The sequence below is a fragment of the Bradyrhizobium sp. CFUWI genome (assembly GCF_056429085.1).
The window spans coordinates 206,211-223,018 of the sequence record NZ_JBWJZE010000010.1; the positions used below are offsets into that span (position 1 = coordinate 206,211).

Annotated in this window: 16 protein-coding genes; 13 read left to right on the forward strand and 3 right to left on the reverse strand. The window is 65.3% G+C overall.

What is annotated here, in order from left to right:
* The first annotated feature begins 224 nt into the window (after nt 1-224).
* From AC066S_RS22815 to AC066S_RS22850, 8 genes are all read left to right on the forward strand, one after another.
* Nucleotides 225-2,000, forward strand: a complete 1,776-nt coding sequence (locus AC066S_RS22815) for an acetolactate synthase 3 large subunit (protein ID WP_478270667.1) — start codon at nt 225-227, stop codon at nt 1,998-2,000.
* A gap of 4 nt (nt 2,001-2,004) precedes the next feature.
* Complete coding sequence (locus tag AC066S_RS22820) at nt 2,005-2,976, forward strand: threonine dehydratase (RefSeq protein ID WP_126255344.1); 972 nt, start codon at nt 2,005-2,007, stop codon at nt 2,974-2,976.
* Between the two features lie 23 nt (nt 2,977-2,999).
* Nucleotides 3,000-3,542, forward strand: a complete 543-nt coding sequence (gene ilvN, locus AC066S_RS22825) for an acetolactate synthase small subunit (protein WP_028137987.1) — start codon at nt 3,000-3,002, stop codon at nt 3,540-3,542.
* Nucleotides 3,543-3,545: 3 nt separating this feature from the next.
* On the forward strand, nt 3,546-4,241 hold the full coding sequence (locus AC066S_RS22830; protein ID WP_126255345.1) for a class I SAM-dependent methyltransferase: 696 nt from the start codon (nt 3,546-3,548) through the stop codon (nt 4,239-4,241).
* 46 nt (nt 4,242-4,287) lie between these two features.
* Nucleotides 4,288-5,163, forward strand: coding sequence for an EamA family transporter (locus tag AC066S_RS22835; RefSeq protein ID WP_478270668.1), 876 nt, complete (start codon nt 4,288-4,290; stop codon nt 5,161-5,163).
* A 7-nt stretch (nt 5,164-5,170) separates the two neighbouring features.
* Complete coding sequence (locus AC066S_RS22840; RefSeq protein ID WP_167771865.1) at nt 5,171-5,773, forward strand: LysE family translocator; 603 nt, start codon at nt 5,171-5,173, stop codon at nt 5,771-5,773.
* 132 nt (nt 5,774-5,905) lie between these two features.
* Nucleotides 5,906-6,925 carry a ketol-acid reductoisomerase gene (ilvC, locus tag AC066S_RS22845; protein ID WP_126255348.1) on the forward strand — a complete coding sequence of 340 codons (1,020 nt, stop codon included), beginning with the start codon at nt 5,906-5,908 and terminating at the stop codon, nt 6,923-6,925.
* Nucleotides 6,926-7,088: 163 nt separating this feature from the next.
* Nucleotides 7,089-7,937 carry an SDR family oxidoreductase gene (locus AC066S_RS22850; RefSeq protein ID WP_478270669.1) on the forward strand — a complete coding sequence of 283 codons (849 nt, stop codon included), beginning with the start codon at nt 7,089-7,091 and terminating at the stop codon, nt 7,935-7,937.
* A gap of 10 nt (nt 7,938-7,947) precedes the next feature.
* Here the strand turns inward: AC066S_RS22850 and AC066S_RS22855 are convergent, their stop codons facing one another.
* The gene (locus AC066S_RS22855) at nt 7,948-8,568 is read right to left on the reverse strand and encodes a hypothetical protein (RefSeq protein ID WP_478270670.1); all 621 of its coding nucleotides are present in this window, start codon (nt 8,566-8,568) and stop codon (nt 7,948-7,950) included.
* A gap of 108 nt (nt 8,569-8,676) precedes the next feature.
* Between AC066S_RS22855 and AC066S_RS22860 the strand changes: the two genes are divergently transcribed.
* Nucleotides 8,677-9,330 carry a TetR/AcrR family transcriptional regulator gene (locus AC066S_RS22860; RefSeq protein WP_478270671.1) on the forward strand — a complete coding sequence of 218 codons (654 nt, stop codon included), beginning with the start codon at nt 8,677-8,679 and terminating at the stop codon, nt 9,328-9,330.
* 347 nt (nt 9,331-9,677) lie between these two features.
* Nucleotides 9,678-11,390 (forward strand): sulfatase-like hydrolase/transferase, encoded by a 1,713-nt coding sequence (locus tag AC066S_RS22865; RefSeq protein WP_478270672.1) that lies wholly within the window; start codon nt 9,678-9,680, stop codon nt 11,388-11,390.
* A 198-nt stretch (nt 11,391-11,588) separates the two neighbouring features.
* Here AC066S_RS22865 and AC066S_RS22870 read toward each other — a convergent pair whose 3' ends face one another.
* Both AC066S_RS22870 and AC066S_RS22875 read right to left on the reverse strand, forming a co-directional pair.
* On the reverse strand, nt 11,589-13,148 hold the full coding sequence (locus AC066S_RS22870) for an ABC transporter permease/substrate-binding protein (RefSeq protein WP_478270673.1): 1,560 nt from the start codon (nt 13,146-13,148) through the stop codon (nt 11,589-11,591).
* Nucleotides 13,145-13,927, reverse strand: coding sequence for an ATP-binding cassette domain-containing protein (locus AC066S_RS22875; RefSeq protein ID WP_478270674.1), 783 nt, complete (start codon nt 13,925-13,927; stop codon nt 13,145-13,147). The genes AC066S_RS22870 and AC066S_RS22875 overlap by 4 nt, the downstream gene beginning before the upstream one ends.
* A 141-nt stretch (nt 13,928-14,068) precedes the next feature.
* On the opposite strand from AC066S_RS22875, the gene AC066S_RS22880 reads away from it, so the two are divergent.
* The 3 genes from AC066S_RS22880 to AC066S_RS22890 all read left to right on the forward strand — a co-directional run bounded on the left by AC066S_RS22880 (nt 14,069) and on the right by AC066S_RS22890 (nt 16,791).
* A complete protein-coding gene (locus tag AC066S_RS22880) occupies nt 14,069-14,887 on the forward strand; it encodes an ABC transporter ATP-binding protein (RefSeq protein ID WP_478270675.1) in 819 nt (272 codons plus the stop codon).
* Nucleotides 14,887-15,675, forward strand: a complete 789-nt coding sequence (locus AC066S_RS22885; RefSeq protein WP_126255355.1) for an ABC transporter permease — start codon at nt 14,887-14,889, stop codon at nt 15,673-15,675. The genes AC066S_RS22880 and AC066S_RS22885 overlap by 1 nt, the downstream gene beginning before the upstream one ends.
* 90 nt (nt 15,676-15,765) lie before the next feature.
* Nucleotides 15,766-16,791 (forward strand): ABC transporter substrate-binding protein, encoded by a 1,026-nt coding sequence (locus AC066S_RS22890; protein WP_164718338.1) that lies wholly within the window; start codon nt 15,766-15,768, stop codon nt 16,789-16,791.
* The last annotated feature ends 17 nt before the right edge of the window (nt 16,792-16,808 follow it).

Consider the following 16,808-nt stretch of genomic DNA (forward strand, 5'->3'; position numbering starts at 1 on the left):
GCTTTGGCCGCTATGTTCGCGCAACCTTTGGGAAGCCGAGCGCCTGCCATGTGTAACATTATTACCAAACTCCTTATCGCCGTCGTACCCAGGCACACCGCCGGGGATGGCTAGCTGCCATCCACAAGACAGGCGGTGTGCATGGGCCCTCTTCGGGGCCTTTTTTATTTCCTGAACCCGACACGAACGAAGCCGCTGACAACAGCGCATCCGGAGCAAGCCAAATGAGCGACAAGAGCCACGATCCGAACCAGATGACCGGCGCCGCGATGATCGTTCGCGCGCTCATCGATCACGGCGTGACCGACATTTTCGGCTATCCCGGCGGCGCCGTGCTTCCGATCTATGACGAGATCTTCCAGCAGAGCGAGGTCCAGCACATCCTGGTCCGTCACGAGCAGGGCGCGGGCCACGCCGCCGAGGGCTATGCGCGCTCGACCGGCAAGCCGGGCGTCGCGCTGGTGACCTCCGGCCCCGGCGCCACCAACATGGTGACGCCGCTGACCGACGCGCTGATGGACTCGATCCCGCTGGTCTGCATTTCGGGCCAGGTGCCGACGCATCTGATCGGCAACGACGCGTTCCAGGAATGCGACACTGTCGGCATCACGCGCCCCTGCACCAAGCACAATTGGCTGGTGCGCGACGTCAATGATCTTGCCAAGGTGCTGCACGAAGCGTTCTACGTCGCGACCTCCGGCCGTCCCGGCCCCGTGCTGGTCGACGTTCCCAAGGACGTGCAGTTCGCGACCGGCACCTATCATCCGCCGCGCAAATCCGACGTGCACCGCTCCTATGCACCGCGCGTGAAGGGCGATGCGGCACAGATCCGCAAAGCGGTGGCGCTGCTGGCCAACGCCAAGCGCCCCGTGATCTACAGCGGCGGCGGCGTCATCAATTCCGGCCCCGAGGCCACCAGGCTGTTGCGCGAGCTGGTCGAGGTCACCGGCTTCCCGATCACCTCCACGCTGATGGGTTTGGGGGCGTACCCCGCCTCGGGCAAGAACTGGCTCGGCATGCTCGGCATGCACGGCACCTACGAGGCCAACATGACCATGCATGATTGCGACGTCATGCTGTGCGTCGGCGCGCGCTTCGACGATCGCATCACCGGCCGCGTCGATGCGTTCTCCCCTGGCTCGAAGAAGATCCACATCGACATCGACCCGTCCTCGATCAACAAGAACATCCGCGTCGACGTGCCGATCATCGGCGATTGCGGCAATGTCCTCGGCGACATCCTCCAGGTGTTCAAGGCGGAGGCGAAGAAGCCGGACATCAAGTCCTGGTGGCAGCAGATCGCGCAATGGCGCGCCCGCAACTCGCTCTATTACAAGAAGAGCAGCGACGTCATCCTGCCGCAGCATGCGATCCAGAGCCTGTTCGAGGCCACGCGCGGCAGGGACACCTACATCACCACCGAGGTCGGCCAGCACCAGATGTGGGCGGCGCAGTTCTACGGCTTCGAGGAGCCGCATCGCTGGATGACGTCGGGCGGTCTCGGCACCATGGGCTACGGCCTGCCGGCCGCGGTCGGCGTGCAGGTGGCCCATCCCGACAGTCTCGTCATCGACATCGCAGGCGATGCCTCGGTGCAGATGACGATGCAGGAGATGTCGACGGCGGTGCAGTACGAGCTGCCGATCAAGATCTTCATCTTGAACAACCAGTACATGGGCATGGTGCGGCAGTGGCAGCAGCTGCTGCACGGCAACCGCCTGTCGCATTCCTATTCGGAGGCGCTGCCGGATTTCGTCAAGCTCGCGGAAGCCTATGGCGCCGTCGGCCTCCAGGTGCACAAGCCCGGCGATCTCGACGGCGCCATCCAGGAGATGATCTCGGTCAAGCGTCCCGTTCTGTTCGACTGCCGCGTCGCGGCGCTGGAAAACTGCTTCCCGATGATTCCGTCCGGCAAGGCGCACAACGAGATGCTGTTGCCGGAGCAGGCCAATGACGAGGCGACCGCGAAGGCGTTCGCCGGCGGCAAGGCGCTGGTGTGAGGCCATGTTCGACCTGAGAGAGCTCGAGCGCGCACATGCGATCGTGGGGCAGGCGGTGCCGGCAACGCCGGCGCATGCCTGGCCGTTGCTCGCAGGTCGGCTCGGCACCGAGGTCGTGGTCAAGCACGAGAACCACACGCCGATCGGCGCCTTCAAGGTGCGCGGCGGCCTCGTCTATCTCGAACGGCTGAAGCGCGAGCGGCCGAAGACACCGGGCATCATCTCGGCAACGCGCGGCAATCACGGTCAGAGCCTCGCCTTTGCCGCGAGCCGCCACGGCGTGCCCGCGGTGATCTATGTGCCGCGCGGCAATTCGGTCGAGAAGAACCGCGCGATGAAGGCCTTTGGTGCCGAACTCGTCGAACACGGCGAGGACTTTCAGGCGGCACGCGAGGAAGCCGAGCGCCGCGCGCAGTTCGCCGGGCTCCACATGGTGCCCTCGTTCCACCCGGATCTCGTTCTTGGCGTTGCCACCTACGCTCTCGAACTGTTCCGCGCAGTGCCCGACCTCGATATTCTCTATGTACCGATCGGGCAGGGCTCCGGCATCTGCGGCTGCATCATGGCGCGTGACCTGCTCGGCCTGAAGACCGAGATCGTCGGCGTGCAGTCGACGGAAGCGCCGTCCTATGCGCTGTCGTTCGCGGCCGGAAAAATCGTGACGACCGAAACCAGCAACACGCGAGCCGACGGCATGGCGACGCGCATCCCCGACGAGGATGCATTCGCGCTGATCCGCAAGGGTGCTTCGCGCATCGTAGAGGTCACCGACGACGAGGTCGCCGCCGCGATCCGCGCCTACTGGACCGATACGCATAATCTCGCCGAAGGCGCCGGCGCAGCCGCGCTGGCCGCGGCGCTGCAGGAAAAGAGCAAGCTGAAGGGCAGGCGCGTCGGTCTCGTGCTGTCCGGCGGCAATATCGATTTCGATCTGTTCCGCCGTTGGGTCGGGACGGACGCGTCAGCGATGGCGTGACGGAGAGACAAGAGGGGACGACAATGAACCAGCCCGCATCCGCCTATTTCATCGAAGAGCGCCACGATCCGAACGAGACGCACACGCTCGCGGTGCTCGTGCAGAACGAGCCGGGCGTGCTCGCGCGCGTCATCGGCCTGTTCTCGGGCCGCGGCTACAACATCGAAAGCCTCACGGTCTCGGAGACCGAGGCCCAGAAGCATCTGTCGCGCATCACCATCGTCACCACCGGCACGCCGATGGTGATCGCGCAGATCAAGAACCAGCTCGACCGCATGATCCCGGTCTATCAGGTCGTCGACATGACCCAGACCCGCCGCTCGATCGAGCGCGAGCTCGCGATGGTGAAGGTGCGCGGGCAGGGCGAGCATCGCGTCGAGGCGCTCAGGCTCGCGGATGCGTTCCGTGCCCGGGTGATCGACGCCACGACCGAGAGCTTTGTGTTCGAGATCACAGGCAACACGGACAAGATCAACCAATTTATCGACCTGATGCGCCCGCTCGGCCTTGTCGAGGTGTCGCGCACGGGTGTTGCCGCGATCGGCCGCGGGCCTGAAGGGATGTGAACCATGCTGGCGCGCGACTGGTACTATAACGAGCGGAACCGGATGGGGATCGAGCCCGCCGTGGCCTCGATCTACGACGCCCACGACGATGCCGATCTGCGGGCGCGCGCCGCACTGAAGATGCTGGGAGTCCAGCGCGGCTGGCGCATCGCCGACATCGGCTGCGGCAACGGCGTGCTGGCGACCGAGGCGGCGCTGATGGGGGCCGAGGTCGACGCCATCGACATCTCGCCGGCGATGCTGGCGCTCGCCGAGATCTACGCGCGCGATCGCAAGGCAAAGGTCGCGACCCAGTCCGCGGGCCTGCTCAGCTTCGCCTATCGGCCGGAATCCTACGATCTCATCGTCAGCGAATTCACGCTGCACCATTTGCCGGATTTCTGGAAAGCAGTGGCGATGTCCCGGATTTTCCGCGCGCTCAAGCCGGGATCAACGTTCTACCTGCGCGACATCGTCTACACCGCGATGCCCGACGCAATCGAGCGCGACGTCGAGCAATGGGCCGACGTCCAGATCAAGAACCACGATTTCGCGCGCGAAAGCGTGGTGACGCATATGCGCGACGAATATTCCACCTTCGGCTGGGTGATGGAGCGGATGCTGACCGACGTCGGCTTCACGCTGGTCTCGGCCGATTACCACGCACCGATGCACGGCACGTATCTGCTGCGCAAACCAAAGGCCGGCGAGCAAGGCTAGACGAATAACAACAGGGCTGCACGACAGGGCAGAGCCGAGAACAACAATGAAGCCGGCCGATATCCTCATCGCCATCCTGGTGGCGATCATCTGGGGGCTTGCCTTCGTGGCGAGCCGGATCGCGCTCGACGAGCTTTCGCCGGAGCTGATGACGGCCCTGCGCTTTGCCATTGCCGCGGTGCCATGCCTGTTCATCCGCAAGCCCAAAATCGCCTGGTCGCTGCTGATCGCGATCAGCTCCACGTTGTTCCTCGGCCAGTTCCTGAGCCAGGCCTATGGCATCGCTCACGGCGTGCCGGTCGGGCTGACCAGCGTCGTGGTGCAGAGCCAGGCGCTGTTCACGATCGGTTTTGCCGCGATCGCCTTTGGCGAACGTCCGACCCCGATGCAGACGCTCGGCATCGGTGTCGCCGCGATCGGCCTGCTGATGATCTGCGGCACCGTCGGCTACGATTTCAGCGTCGCTGCGTTTGCCGTGCTGATGATCTCACCGCTCAGCTTTGCGGTCGGCAATCTGCTGCTGCGCAGTGCCCGCGGCGCACCGATGTTCGAGCTGTTCGCGTGGCTGTGCCTAGCCTCGGCCGTACCGCTGTTCGTGCTGACGCTGATCGCCAACGGCCCGGCGCCGACCTGGACGTCGCTGAGCCGGATGTCGCTGACATCGGCTCTCTGCATGCTGGCGCTTGGCGGCATCTCCACCAGCGTCGCCTATTGGCTGTGGGGCCGATTGCTGCGCGACTATCCCGCCGCGCAAGTGGTGCCGTTTGCGCTGCTGGTCCCGTTCGTCGGCTCGGCCGCCTCCAGCATCGTTTTCGGCGAGCGGTTCGGACCCTTGCGGCTTGCCGGCATGGTGACCGTGATCGGCGGTATCGCCGTGATGGTGCTGGCGAAGCGGCCACAAGTCCTTGCGAAGACGGCGTGAGGTGAGCATGTCCCAGTCGCTGCTCTATGCCTTCCTCATCTTCATGGTCGTGATGTATTTCACGCCCGGGCCGAACAACATCATGCTGCTGTCCTCGGGCCTGACCTACGGCTTCCGGCGCACCATCCCCCACATCGTGGGCATCGTCCTCGGCTTCGCCTTCATGGTCGCCGCTGTCGGCCTCGGGCTCGGCTCCGTGTTCCTGGCCTATCCGATCCTGCAGACCGTCCTGAAATATGCCGGTGCCGCCTACCTGATCTATCTTGCCGCCGCGATCGCCATGTCCGGCCCGGCCAGGCCGGGGGAGGGGGATGGCCGCGGCCCGATGACCTTCTGGGGCGCGGCGATGTTCCAATGGATCAACGCCAAAGGCTGGGTGATCGTGATCGGCACCATCACCGCCTATGCGGCGATCGCCCAATTCCCGCTCAATATCGCGATCCAGACCCTGATCAGCCTGATCGTCGGCACCGTCTCGACCGTGGTCTGGGCCCTGTTCGGCTCCGCGCTGCGGCCGGTCCTGACCTCGGAGCGGCTGGTCCGCGCCTTCAATATCCTGATGGCGATCCTGCTGCTGGCCTCCCTCTACCCCGTTTTCGTGGATGCATGATGTCGCGGATTTCCATGCAGAAACGGGTTTCCCTCAGGGCTGAAAATGCTCTAGACAGCCCCCGAAATCCGCAAATTTCACCCTTCGGACATTGACCATTGGCCGATTTCGGCCCTGAACGAGGAAACGACCATGCGTGTTTATTACGATCGCGACGCCGACCTGAACCTGATCAAGGGCAAGAAGGTCGCCATCGTCGGCTATGGCAGCCAGGGCCATGCCCATGCGCTCAATCTGAAGGATTCCGGCGTCAAGGAAGTCGCCATTGCGCTGCGCAAGGGTTCGGCCTCGGCCAAGAAGGCGGAAGCCGCCGGCTTCAAGGTGCTGGAAGTTGCCGAAGCCGCCAAATGGGCCGACCTCGTCATGATGCTGACTCCGGACGAACTCCAGGGCGACATCTATCGTGAGCACCTGCACGACAACATGAAGAAGGGCGCCGCCCTCGTGTTCGCGCACGGCCTCAACGTCCACTTCAACCTGCTCGATCCGCGTGCCGATCTCGACGTGCTGATGATCGCGCCGAAGGGCCCCGGCCACACCGTGCGCTCGGAATATCAGCGCGGCGGCGGCGTGCCCTGCCTGATCGCGATCGCCAAGGACGTCTCGGGCAACGCCCATGACCTCGGCCTGTCCTACGCCTCCGCCATCGGCGGCGGCCGCGCCGGCATCATCGAGACCACTTTCAAGGAAGAGTGCGAGACCGACCTGTTCGGCGAGCAGGTGGTGCTCTGCGGCGGCCTGGTCGAGCTGATCAAGGGCGGCTACGAGACGCTGGTCGAAGCCGGCTACGCGCCGGAGATGGCCTATTTCGAGTGCCTGCACGAAGTGAAGCTGATCGTCGACCTGATCTACGAAGGCGGCATCGCCAACATGAACTACTCGATCTCCAACACCGCCGAGTACGGCGAGTACGTCACCGGTCCGCGCATCATCACGGACGAGACCAAGAAGGAGATGCGCAAGGTTCTGGCCGACATCCAGGGCGGCAAGTTCGCCCGCGACTGGATGCTCGAGAACAAGGTCAACCAGACCTCGTTCAAGGCGACCCGCGCCAAGCTCGCTCAGCACCCGATCGAGGAAGTCGGCGCCAAGCTGCGCGACATGATGCCCTGGATCAAGAAGGGCGCGCTGGTCGACAAGAGCAAGAACTAAGAAGTCGTTTCCCATCAGCAGCGCAGCACGTTGGTGCTGCGCTGCTGATCCGGGGTCCATTGTGGCTCCCTGGGTCCCGGCTCTGCGCTCCGCTTCGCTGCGCTTGTCCGGGACACCGCCAAGAATCCAAGGCATGATTGCTGGCACCTGAGGGAGGGAGACCATGCGATCTGTCGTCATCACCGGTGCATCCACCGGCATCGGCTGGGCTACCGCAAAATTCCTGATCGGGCGCGGCTATCGTGTCTTCGGCAGTGTTCGTAAGCAGGCCGATGCCGAGCGGCTCAAGGCCGAGTTCGGCGCCAATTTCACGCCGCTGCTGTTCGACGTCACCGACGAAGCCGCAGTCCTCGCGGCTGCGCGAGAAGTCCGCGAGGCGCTGGGCGGGCAGACGCTGGCCGGCCTCGTCAACAATGCGGGCGTCGCGGTCGCCGGTCCCGTGCTCGAATTGTCGGCCGACGATTTTCGCCGCCAGATGGATATCAACGTCATCGGCCCCGTCATCGCGACGCAGGCGTTCGGGCCGCTGCTCGGCGCCGATCCCTCGCTGAAGGGGCCGAAGGGGCGGATCGTGATGATCAGCTCGGTCGCGGGCAAGAACGGCAATCCGCTGTCGGCGCCCTATTGCACCTCCAAGCATGCCATCGAGGGATTGTCGGAAAGCCTGCGCCGCGAATTGATGCTGTTCGGCATCGACGTCATCATCGTCGCTCCCGGCGCAGTGAAGACGCCGATCTGGAGCAAGGCCGAACAGATCGACCTCTCCGTCTACCAGAACTCGCCCTATCTGCCGGCGCTGAACAAGGTCATGGCCTTCATGATGGACCTCGGCGCCAAGGGCCTGCCGGCCGAGCGGATCGCCGAGATCGTGTTCGAGGCGCTGACGGCGGCGAGCCCCAAGGTGCGCTACCAGATCACGCCCGACCCGATGCGCCACCTGATCGCGGCCGTGCTGCCGAAGCGGACGCTCGATCGCATCATCGCCAAGCGGCTCGGGTTCCTGCCGCAGTAAGGCAGGCGCTTCAGCCCGCTGCAACGGTCTGCGCGCGCGGATGGCGTGCCATCGCGATCATACGCAGCGCCAGCACGATCAGGAGCGGAATCAGGAACGCGGCATGGAGCGGCATCGCCGGCACGCGCTTGCCGAACGACACCAGGAACTGGAACCAAAGATAATAGCCGCCCACCAGGTGCAGCGTCCGCCAGGCGCGCGCGCCGATCAGCGCGGCGGTGCGGTCGAACGAGGTCGCGCTCATGACCATGATGACGACATAGCCCAGGCCACCGAAGATGTAGGAGACGACCGAGGTTGCTTCCGCAAAGCTGGCAGGATCCATCCAGGCGAAAACAACGATCGCGGCCGCGTGGATGGCGTGGGAGGCCGCAAAGCTGAGGCCGAGATAGCGCCGGTTGCGGCGCTGCCAGCGGGTCCAGGCGTTGGGCCACAGCCGCGCCAGCGCCGCGGCGCTGAAGGCGAGGCAGAACAGCGCGAGCGAGCTGCGCGCCGTGAAACGGATCACCATCCGCACGCCCTCGACCTCGAAATGCCGCATCGAGGCGATCCAGAGGCTGAGGACGATCAGGCTCAACGACAGGGCGGCAAGCAGCCGCCAGCCTTCGAGCCAGCCTTGACGTTGCGACATGGTGATCTCCCTTCGTCATGTAATCATCGATTACATTGCAGGGCATCGGACTGGTCAATGGTGTAATCGCTGCTTACATTCACGTTCGGGTGATGCTAGAAGCGCCTAATGTCCGCTCGTCAGCCCTCCAAGCCGCGTGCCCGCCGCCCCACGGCCCAGGCCAAGCCCTATCACCATGGCGACCTTCGCCGCGTCCTGATCGATGCTGCGCTGCAGCTTGCGGCGGAGGGCGCGGAGGTTTCGGTCCGCGAGGCCGCGCGCCGGGCCGCGGTGTCCCCGGGTGCGCCATTCCGGCACTTTCCGAACCGCGATGCCCTGATGGCGGCAGCGGCGGCGGAGGCGCAGCGTCGCTTTCGTGCCGAGATCGAGGCGGCGCTGAGCGAGGCGCCGGCCGCCGGCCCGCTTGCGCGTTTCCGCGCCTTCGGGCTCGCTTACCTGCGCTGGGCGATGCGTAATCCCGCCCATTTCGAGATCATCTCCACCGGCCGCTATTTCGCTCACGGCAGCTCCGCCGACCTGAGCCGCGACAATGCCGAGCTGATCGCGCTGACCGAGGGGCTCCTGGCCGAGGCGGCGGAGCAGGGCCTGCTGCGACCGGCCGACATCAAGCAGGTCCAGATCGCCGGCCGCGCGCTGGTCTATGGCTTTGCCCGGATGAATCTCGACGGCCATTTTCCGCGCTGGGGCGTCGAGGAGGGCGAGATCGAGCGGATGGCGGAAGCGGTGCTCGACCTGTTCATTGCCGGGATCGCAAAATCCTGACGCCGCGGCAACCGCCGCTGGACCCTCATGGTGAGGAGGCGCGCAGCGCCGTCTCGAACCATGAAGGCCCCGGTCCGGGCCTCGCCCTTCGAGACGCCCGCTTCGCGGGGCTCCTCAGGGTGAGGAGATGGAGTTGGGCAAGCGGGCACTCGAAACGTGGGGCACCTCGTCGCCGCCCACCAGGATGAAGCGAAGGTCGGATCACGACGCGCGTTGCCTGTCCTTGACCGTTCCGTTACAGTTTTATGACACGGTGCAGGCTTCCGGCTGCGCCGGAGGCCCTGGTCGTTCTCGGGCCGGCCAGACGGCTTGGCATCACCGCACCGGACCAGAGTTGCGTGTCCTCGATGGCGTCCGCGCCCAATCCAGGTCCTTCTGCCACCACCGCCGTGCTGGCGAGCGTTGCCGCGCTTGGCATCTGGCGGCTGCTCGCCGTTGCCACGCCGCACCTTGCCGCCCTCGCCCTGATGTACCAGACCGAGACCGATTTCGGCTCGCGGCTGTCGTTCGCGCTGGCCTGGGGTATCCTCAATTTCTTCTGGATCACATTGCTGCGCCGGCCGGCGCTCTCCGGCGCGCTGTCGCTGACCATGGTGGTCGTGCTGGTGCTGCTGTCGCGGCTGAAGCACGACGTCGTGCAGATGACGGTCAACTTCATCGACCTGATGATGATCGACCGCGACACCGTCGCGTTCCTGTTCGCGATCTTCCCGAATCTGCGCTGGTCGGTGATCCTGGCTGGCCTCGTCACGCTGCCGCTGATGTATGCGCTGTGGTGGCTCGATCCGTTCCGCATCCGCCGCCTGCCCGCGCTCGCCTGCAAGCTGGCCTGCCTCGCCGCGCTGGTCGGCTATTCGCTCTATCATCCTGACGAGGCCTGGCGCGGCTATTACGACGACGGCTATCTGTCGAAATTCTTCCGCTCCGGCGTCAGTTCGGTCTCCGACTTCGTGCAATACGGCTTCATGGAATCGGCCGCTGCGAGCAATGAGCGGCTGAACATGCCGCTGGTCGATTCCTGTCACCCCGCAGGACGCCGGCCGAACATCATCATGATCCATGATGAATCGAGTTTCGACATCCGCGCCGCCCGCGGCATCAAGGTGCCGCAGGGCTATGGCAGCCACTTCAAATCCTGGGACGGCAAGCAGCGCACGTTCCTGGCCGAGAGCAATGGCGGGCCGAGTTGGTTCACCGAATACAACGTGCTCGCGGGGCTGTCCTCGCGTTCGTTCGGCCGCTTCGCCTATTTCGTGACACGCATCGCCTCGAACCGCGTCGAGCGCGGGCTGCCGCTGGCGCTGCGCCGCTGCGGCTACGACACGATGTCGCTCTATCCCGCCCATGGCGGCTTCATGGCGGCCCGCAGCTTTCAGATGACGACCGGCATCGAACGCTTCCTCGATTCGAAGGATCTCGGCGCCAAGGATGTCGAGCCCGACAGCTTCTTCTACGACAAGGCGCTGCAGCTGATCGGCCAGCAGCCGCCCAACAAGCCGCTGTTCACCTTCATCTATCTCGGCGCCAATCATTTCCCCTGGGAGACGCGCTTTCGTCCCGAGCTGCTGCCGAACTGGCGCGCGCCGGGCAACGCGGCCTCCATCGACGAATATCTGCGCCGGCAGGCGATGAGCGCCGAGCAGTACAAGGCGTTCGTCGCGGGGCTGAAGAAGAAATTTCCGGGCGAGCCCTTCCTGATCGTGCGTTACGGCGATCATCAGCCGGAGTTCGCGCCCGGTATCCTCGAGCCCGGGCTCGACGAGGGTGCTCTCGGCAAGAAGCTCGACGCCTACGATCCGCGTCTCTACGCGACCTATTACGCGATCGATGCCCTCAATTTCGAGCCGGTCAGAAGCGAGGCCGTGATGGAGACGATCGACGGCCCCTATCTGCCGCTGGTCATCCAGGAGGCCGCGGGCATCCCGCTCGACCCGTCCTTTGCCGAGCAGAAGGAGATCATGCTCCGCTGCAAGGGCGTCTTCTACGCCTGCAAGGACGGCGCCGAAGCGCGGCGACTGAACCGCCTGCTGATCGACGCCGGGATGATCCGGGGGCTGTAGTCCCGCTCGCCTGCACCGCGACTACAACTCTATCACCGTCACCCTGAGGTGCTCATCAAGCGGCGTAGGCCGCTTGGTGAGCCTCGAAGGGCGACAGCCCGGCTGCATCTACATCGTGGCCGTTCATCTTCGAGGCTCGCGATGTGGCGCTCCGCGCCCCATCACTCGCACTTCAGGATGACGGGGCGGGCGGCGTGCCTACCGCCCGCCCACCTTTTCCCACAGCCACTTCGCCACCACGTCCGGCGACGAATTCGCGTCGTTGCCGCTGGCGCGCAAATTTGCGTCACGCATCGTGGCGATGTCGATCTTGCCTAGCAGCGGCTTGAGCGCGGCCTGCAACCGTTCGTCGCCGGCGCGCTTTGGCGCGAGCAGAAGGATCGCGTCATAGGGCGGGATGGCCTGCCTGGGATCGTCGAGCGCGACCAGGTCATATTTCGCGATCAGGCCGTCGCTGGTGTAGCCGGCGATGACGTCGACCTCGCCGCTGGCGACCGCCGCATACATGAAGTCCGGCTGCATCTGGCGCTGGGCGCGGAACGAAAGCCCATAGGCTTTCTGCAGCGCCGCCCATTCCGGCCGTGAGAAGAATTCGTAGTCGCCAGCGATCGACATCGTCGATGCGTGCGCGGCGAGATCGGTAATGGTGCGGACGCCAAGCGCATCGGCACGTTTCTTCGGTATCACCAGCGCATAGGCATTCTCGAAGCCGAGCTCGCCGAGCAAAGTGATGTTGTCCTTCGCCAGCGCAGCCTTCAGCTCCGCGATCAGCTCGGCACGCGGCTTGATGTCGGTGCGATGCAGCTGGTTGGCCCACAGCGTGCCGGAATAATCGACACAGAGATCGATGTCACCGGCCTTCAACGCCCCGAAGATCACGCTGGAGCCGAGGCCCGAGCGCGCCGTCGCGGTGAGGCCGGCGGCCTGCAGCCGGTCCCTGAGCAGGGCCGACAGCACATATTGCTCGGCGAATGTCTTGGCACCGACGACATAGCCCTGCGACGAGCGCCCCATCGACGGCACCAGCGTGGCCGCGACCAGCGCTGCAATGCCGGCTGCGCCGAGCACGGAGCGGGCGCGGCTGCGCTGGCGCAGGCCACCCTCGATCAGGCCGAGCAGCTGATCGACAGCGAGGGCCAGCAGGGCCGAGGCAAGGCAGCCGAACAGCACGAACACCCAGTTCTGGGTCTGAAGTCCGGCAAAGATGTAATTGCCGAGGCTGGTCTGCCCGATCGGCGTCGACAGCGTCGCGGTGCCGATCACCCACACCGCGGCGGTGCGGATGCCCGCCATCATCACCGGCAACGCCAGCGGCAGCTCGACCATGATCAGCGACTGCCGTGCGGTCATGCCGACGCCCTTGGCGGCCTCGATCAGGGCGGGATCGATGCCGTTGAGCCCGGTGATGCCGTTGCGCAGCACCGGCAGCATCGAATAGAGCGCCAGCGCCAGCATCGCCGGCAGGAAGCCGAAGGCCGAGAAGGACACGCCGAACCAGGCCAGCGTCACCGACGCCGCCAGCAGCAGCAGCGGATAGAACAGCGCGAGCAGCGCCAGACCCGGCACCGTCTGCACGATGCTGGCGATCGCGAGCAGGACGGCTCGCGGCGCCGGGTGGTTGCGCGTCAGGATCGCCAGCGGCAGGCTGACGGCGAGACCGAGCGCGAGCGCGGCAAGGCTCACCCGCACGTGGTTGCCAAGATAATCGGGCAGATGCGCCAGCGCCTCGCCCCAGCGTGGATCGGCAAGGACGCTCATGCCGCGCCGCCCTGCGGCAGCAGCGCGTTCAGCCGTTCGACCTGGCGCCGCGGCGTGCGCAACAGCTCCAGCACGTAAGCATCGCCGCTCGTCGACAGCTCGGCAGGCGTGCCCTGGGCGAGCAGCTTCCCGCCGCGCATCACCGCGATGCGGTCGGCGAGCAGGATCGCCTCGGTCATGTCATGCGTGATCATCACCGTGGTCAGGCCGAGCTTGCGATGCAGCGAACGATAGTCCTCGCCGAGCGCGTCGCGGGTGAGGGGATCGAGCGCACCGAAGGGCTCGTCCATCAGCACGATGCGAGGCTTCGCGGCAAGCGCCCGCGCCACGCCGACGCGCTGGCGCTGACCGCCGGAGAGCGCCGCCGGCAGGCGGTCGCGATGCGCATCGCGGTCGAGCTGTACGAGCGCTAGCAGCTCATCGACCCGCGCGGCGATGCCCGCCGCCGGCGCGCCCAGCAATCTGGGTGTGATCCCGATATTGTCAGCGACGCTCAAATGCGGAAACAGCCCGCCGCTCTGGAAGACGTAGCCGATCCGGCGCCGCAGTGCGACCGGATCGACGCTTTGCACGTCCTCGCCCTCGACACTGATGGTGCCGCCATCGGCCTCGATCAGCCGGTTGGCGAGCCGCAGCAGCGTCGTCTTGCCCGAGCCCGAGCCCCCAACGATGGCCACAAACTCGCCTTCGGCGACGTCGAGCGACACGCCGTCGACAGCCCTGAGCGAGCCGAAGCTCTTGGTGACGTGGGAATAGCTGATGGCCGGTTTGGAAGGCATTCGATGCAGCTCATTCGTCATTGTCCTCCCCTCCAGGGGAGGGTCAGAGCACGGCATGCCCCATGCGTATCACGCTTGGCGCCTTGATTGAACTTGGCCGCGCGAGCGGCTAAGGCATCAAGCGAAATTCGGAGGAAGCCTATGTCGACGCCCACGGCGGTGGCGCTGGAAGATGCCAAGGTCGCGTTCCGGCTCGGGGACGGGCGGGTCTATACGGCGGTGGAGAAAGCCCATCTTGCGGTTGCGCAGGGCGAGTTCGTGGCCATTGTCGGCCCCACGGGCTGCGGAAAATCGACGCTGCTCAACGTCGCGGCAGGGCTGCTGAAGCCAGCCGCCGGCAGCGTCAGGATTTTCGACCGGCCGCTGGCCGGGCTGAACCGGGATGCCGGCTATTTGTTCCAGGCCGACGCGCTGTTCCCCTGGAAAACCGCGCTCGAAAATGTCGCGATCGGGCTCGAGATCAAGGGCACGCCGCGGGCCGAAGCGCTGCCGCGCGCGCAGCAATGGTTGACCTCCGTCGGCCTTGGCGCCTTCGCGGGTCGCTATCCGCACATGCTCTCCGGCGGCCAGCGCAAGCGCGTGGCGCTGGCGCAGGTGCTGATTCGCGATCCCAAGATCCTCTTGATGGACGAGCCGTTCGGGCCGCTCGATGCGCAGACTCGCCAGGTGATGGGTAATCTGCTGCTCGATTTGTGGAGCGCCGACCGCAAGGCGGTGCTGTTCGTGACCCACGATCTGGAAGAGGCAATCGCGCTCGCCGACCGCGTCGTGATCATGTCGGCTGGCCCGTCCTCGCGCATCATCGGCGACTGGCGCGTCAGCTTGCCGCGCCCGCGCGACATTTTCGAGGTGCGGCTGGACAAGGAGTTCCACGAGCTCCATCGCGAGATCTGGGGTGTGCTCAAGGACGAGGTGATGAAGGGCTACGCGCAATCCACGCAAGCGGCGGAGGCGGTCTGATGTCGCGCCCGACGCTGTTCGCGCTCCAGGTCCTGGTCGCGGTCGTCTGCATCGTGCTGTGGCAAGTGCTGTCGACCGTCCCCGTGTTCGGCAAGATCCTGCTGCCGCCGTTCTTCTTCTCCAACCCGCTCGACGTCTTCAGCCAGATCGTGAAATGGTTCGCCTCCGGCGTGATCTGGAAGCATCTCGGCATCACCTTGACCGAATCGATCCTCGCCTTCGTGATCGGTTCGCTCGGCGGCGTGCTGATCGGATTCTGGTTCGCGCGCCAGCCGCTGGTGGCCGCGGTGTTCGACCCTTACGTGAAGATGATCAACGCACTGCCCCGCGTGGTGCTGGCGCCGATCTTCGCGCTGTGGCTCGGCCTCGGCATCTGGTCCAAGGTCGCGCTCGGCGTGACGCTGGTGTTCTTCATCGTCTTCTTCAACGTCTATCAGGGCGTCAAGGAGGTCAGCCGCACCGTGCTCGACAACGGCCGCATGCTCGGCATGAGCGAGCGGCAGCTGATGCAGCACGTCTATTGGCCCTCGGCGCTGTCCTGGATGTTCTCCTCGCTGCACACCTCGGTCGGGTTCGCCGTGGTCGGCGCGGTCGTCGGCGAATATCTGGGATCTGCGGCGGGGCTCGGCTACCTGATTCAGCAGGCCGAGGGCGTGTTCGACGTCGCCGGCGTGTTCGCCGGCATGTTCGTGCTCTCGGCCTTCGTCATCCTGATCGACTTCGGGGTGACGCTGGTGGAGCGGCGCCTGTTGGTGTGGAGGCCGACCGCGTCGGATGGGCGGGGCTAGGCCGTGACGGTCTCGATCGAATGGCCGGAGCAGCGCTTCTCAAGCCAGCCGGGCTGCTCTATGGTGCCGCCGGCCGAACGGAGGAAACCAATGAAGAACACGATTGCCAGGCTCGCCGGCGCACTGCTCGCGCTGACGCTCACCGTCTCGCTTGCCCAGGCGCAAAGCAAGGTCACCATCGCGGTCGGCGGCGGCTCCTGCCTGTGCTATCTGCCGACGGTGCTGGCCAGGCAGCTTGGTGAATACGAGAAGGCCGGCCTCAATGTCGAGCTGGTCGACCTCAAGGGCGGTTCGGACGCGCTGAAGGCCGTGCTCGGCGGCAGCGCCGACGTCGTCTCCGGCTATTTCGACCATTGCGTCAATCTCGCCGCCAAGAAGCAGGAACTCCAGTCCTTCGTGGTCTATGACCGCTATCCCGGCCTCGTGCTGGTGGTCGCGCCCTCGCGTACCAATGAGATCAAGTCGGTCAAGGATCTCGCCGGCAAGAAGGTCGGCGTGAGTGCGCCCGGCTCCTCCACCGACTTCTTCCTCAAATACATGCTCAAGAAGAACGGGCTCGATCCCACCAGCGTCGCCGTGATCGGCGTCGGTCTCGGCGCCACCGCGGTCGCCGCCATGCAGCAGGGCCAGATCGACGCTGCCGTGATGCTCGATCCCTCGGTGACCGTGCTTCAGGGCAGCTACAAGGATCTGCGCATCCTCTCGGACACCCGCACGCAGAAGGACACGCTCGAGACGTTCGGCGGCGAGTATCCGGGCGGCGCGCTCTACTCGACCGTGGCCTGGATCAACGGCCACGAGAAGGAGGCGCAGGCGCTCACCAATGCCATCCTCGCCACGCTCGCCTGGATCCATTCGCACTCGCCAGAGGAGATCATGGCGAAGATGCCGGAAGAGACGGTCGGCAAGAACAAGGATCTCTATCTCGCCGCGCTGAAGAACACGATCCCGATGTACTCGGAGACCGGCAAGATGGACCCGAAGGGTGCGGACGCCGTGCTCGCGGTGTTCAGCGTCGGCTCGCCCGAGGTGGCCAATGCCAAGATCGACGTCAGCAAGACCTTTACCAACAAGTTCGTCGAGCAAGCCAAGAAGACCACGGGAAGCGTCAAATAGCCGGCGCGATAGTCGTC